We start from the raw sequence: 2,857 nt of genomic DNA on the forward strand, positions 1-2,857 counted from the left end.
AGAAGGAATTATATATGAATCAATTGAATATAAAAAGATTTTAGTGGTTTTAAATTGGCCATAGAAAGAGAGTGCTCAGAAATATTCTTACATTAATGCGAGGTCACACCCAGCAAAGCGTGGCGTTGAACTGATAAGAGTTCGTGCGCGTTCATCTAAAGGACAGTAGGTTTTTCCTCCAGATGAGGTTTGATAAACGTAACGCTCCAAATGGACAGCACCATAAGGTGTCTCATAACATTTTCGGACTTTCCCCTTGCTCGTCATCCGAACATTTCCTTTTGTCATGAACCCTAATTGTTATCATCTTCATGGGCCAAGCGGGGTAAAGTATGCAACGGAGCAAGTGAAAAAAGTTCTTGAAGAGATGAGGCCAAAGCATCTTATTCGTGCGGATATTAAATCGTATTACAAATCCATGGCCTTTATTTAAAACCACTCGATGACGCATTCAATGAAATGGATGTGGCTTACTTTCGGTATCAGGATGATAGTGCGCCACGAGCGCAGACCGAAGTTGCATGAACAACTAAGGCCTGTGGTGCTGCACTAGAGATGAGGGTAGGTCCCTCGAAACCGGCATGCAGGTGCAGGTTTCAAACCACCTTAAGCTGCTGTGATTAAGAGTCATGGTAGTGAGCGTTAAGGAAAAGGCCAGACTAAACTGGTCAGGTAAGTTTTCAGGAGATGAACGCAAGTGAACCACTATTGAAGTGTCGAAATGGTAGGGATGATGTCAAAACTGGGATCTGTCGTTAACCCAGGATTAGCTCAAGGGAAACCTGTTTACTGCTTGAGTGGCATCCGGCATAAAGGTGGCATGAACTGAATACAGGCTCTAGTGTGGAACGTGGGAACCTGTCGCTCTGATGCTAAGGGAGAAATCCAAGTGGAAGAACCATGAGGATCTGAGTACCGATGCAGGGCACAGGGGCGGAGCAACCTGTAGTAGTGATGAAATGCCTGTAATGGGTGTGGAGCGAAGGGGTTGCATTGTTCAACTGAGATTGATTAAACAACCAGCAATGGAAGGATTTAATGAATACAGTAAAGTCGTTTGGCATTACCAAGAAATTGGTTGTTGAAGCCTATAAACGGGTAAAAGCCAACGGAGGTGCGGCGGGTGTCGATGGTCAAACAATAACAATGTTTGAAGAGAATCTAAAAGATAACCTCTACAAACTTTGGAATAGGATGTCATCAGGAAGTTATTTTCCACCAGCCGTTCGTTATGTTGAGATCCCCAAAAGTGACGGGAAAGTGAGGATATTGGGAATCCCAACTGTCTCAGATCGAGTAGCTCAAATGGTTGTCAAGATGTGCTTGGAGCCGAAGATAGAACCACATTTTCATCCTGATTCTTATGGCTACAGGCCAGGGAAATCTGCGCATGATGCATTGGGGATGGCGAGGCAGCGATGCTGGCGCTATAACTGGTGCGTGGATCTAGATATCAAAGGCTTCTTTGACAATCTGGATCATGAGCTTGTCATGCGGGCAGTGCGAAAACATACCGACTGCAAATGGGTTCTTCTTTATATTGAACGGTGGCTTAAGGCTCCCGGACAACAAAAGGATGGGACACTCATAAAACGGAACAAAGGTACACCTCAGGGCGGAGTCATTAGTCCCCTGTTGGCTAATTTGTTTCTACACTATGCGTTTGATAAATGGATGCAACGGAATCATCCGTCAAATCCATTTGAGCGCTACGCAGATGATGTTCTAGCACATTGAAAAACAGAAGCAGAAGCGCTAGCTCTTAAAGAGGCCATTAGGCAGCGATTGCAAGACTGCAAACTGGAGCTTCATCCTGAAAAGACACGGATAGTGTACTGTAAAGATGAAGACAGACGAGGAACTTACGTAAACGAGAAATTTGATTTTCTGGGGTATACATTTAGAGCCAGAAGGTCGAAGAACCGATATGGTAAGTACTTCATTAACTTTAGCCCTGCAGTGAGTGACAAAGCAGCCAAATCAATGCGCCAAACTATGAGAAGCTGGCGATTGCAACTTCGCAGCGACAAGAGCATTGAAGACTTAGGACATATGTTTTATTCAACCATCAATGGCTGGATAAATTACTATGGAAAATTCTATAAGTCAGAACTTTACCCCGTGTTTACACATCTAAATCGCCTCTTGGTGAGATGGGTGATGAGAAAATACAAAAGGTTGAAAGGGCACCAAAGAAACGCTACTTACTGGATAGGAAAGGTTGCTAAACGTGAACCCCATCTATTTCCGCATTGGCGACGCTTAGGGCTCCTTCCTGCGACTGGGCAATAAGAGCCGGATGAGCGGAGACGTTCAAGTCCGGTTCTGTGAGAGCCTGAGGGTGAAATTCCCTTGGGCTACTCGACTTCTCATTTTGTGCCAAACCAAGCGCAGTCTTAATCGCTGTAAACAGCGTCTAATGCAGGTATTACAGGAAAGGCGCCTGCGCTTGTCCGGAAAAAAAAGCGTATTGGGTCAATTGATAAGGTTTCCATTTTTTAGGCATCCAATATCCAAAGACGCAACCTTTGGATAACACCACAATGACACAGGCTGTTGTAAACGTTCCTAACACGGAGCAAGTTGAAAAAAACCAATCCAAACTGGGTGTGGTATAGACAATTTGGCAACCCGAAAAGCAGCCTCTTTTGCAAACACACATTGTTCCTCATGCAAGAACATTGCGCAAAGCGCGCGAGCAAGTTAAATGGATGGTCAAAGAGTCGAGTAGCCACCTCCCCATTGCTGGGGAGGCAGCCCTCTAAGAACGGAGCGTGCGACTTTCACCGCACTCCGCTCAAGCTCGCATAAGGCTGGATGATTCTCAACCGGCAGATTTTGAGTCATTGGCACGTGT

The 2,857-nt window shown here is 45.2% G+C and carries 4 protein-coding genes and 1 pseudogene; 3 read left to right on the plus strand and 2 right to left on the minus strand.

Annotation, left to right across the window (positions count from 1 at the left end; genetic code table 11):
• Window positions 1–111 precede the first annotated feature (111 nt).
• Window positions 112–288 (minus strand): annotated as a pseudogene (locus tag OK13_RS14490) (ISKra4 family transposase); the annotation flags it as partial.
• A 581-nt stretch (window positions 289–869) separates the two neighbouring features.
• On the opposite strand from OK13_RS14490, the gene OK13_RS13505 reads away from it, so the two are divergent.
• The 3 genes from OK13_RS13505 to OK13_RS15625 are packed head-to-tail and all read left to right on the plus strand — an operon-like array spanning window position 870 to window position 2,292.
• Window positions 870–1,085, plus strand: coding sequence for a hypothetical protein (locus OK13_RS13505; RefSeq protein WP_035891650.1), 216 nt, complete (start codon window positions 870–872; stop codon window positions 1,083–1,085).
• Window positions 1,039–1,737: a group II intron reverse transcriptase/maturase gene (gene ltrA / locus OK13_RS15620; RefSeq protein WP_241480578.1), complete on the plus strand. Its 699-nt coding sequence runs from the start codon at window positions 1,039–1,041 to the stop codon at window positions 1,735–1,737. The genes OK13_RS13505 and ltrA overlap by 47 nt, the downstream gene beginning before the upstream one ends.
• Window positions 1,738–1,785: 48 nt before the next feature.
• Window positions 1,786–2,292, plus strand: coding sequence for a group II intron maturase-specific domain-containing protein (locus tag OK13_RS15625; protein ID WP_241480579.1), 507 nt, complete (start codon window positions 1,786–1,788; stop codon window positions 2,290–2,292).
• A gap of 136 nt (window positions 2,293–2,428) precedes the next feature.
• Here the strand turns inward: OK13_RS15625 and OK13_RS14660 are convergent, their stop codons facing one another.
• A complete protein-coding gene (locus OK13_RS14660; RefSeq protein WP_035891653.1) occupies window positions 2,429–2,662 on the minus strand; it encodes a hypothetical protein in 234 nt (77 codons plus the stop codon).
• Window positions 2,663–2,857 lie beyond the last annotated feature (195 nt).

The organism is Legionella norrlandica (genome assembly GCF_000770585.1).
Lineage (GTDB): Bacteria > Pseudomonadota > Gammaproteobacteria > Legionellales > Legionellaceae > Legionella > Legionella norrlandica.

Excerpts from the sequence above, each read along its gene's own strand:
- OK13_RS13505 (WP_035891650.1), top strand. The coding sequence starts at position 870 with ATGCTAAGGGAGAAATCCAAGTGGAAGAACCATGAGGATCTGAGTACC.
- ltrA (WP_241480578.1), top strand. The coding sequence starts at position 1,039 with ATGAATACAGTAAAGTCGTTTGGCATTACCAAGAAATTGGTTGTTGAA.
- OK13_RS14660 (WP_035891653.1), bottom strand. The coding sequence starts at position 2,662 with ATGTGTGTTTGCAAAAGAGGCTGCTTTTCGGGTTGCCAAATTGTCTAT.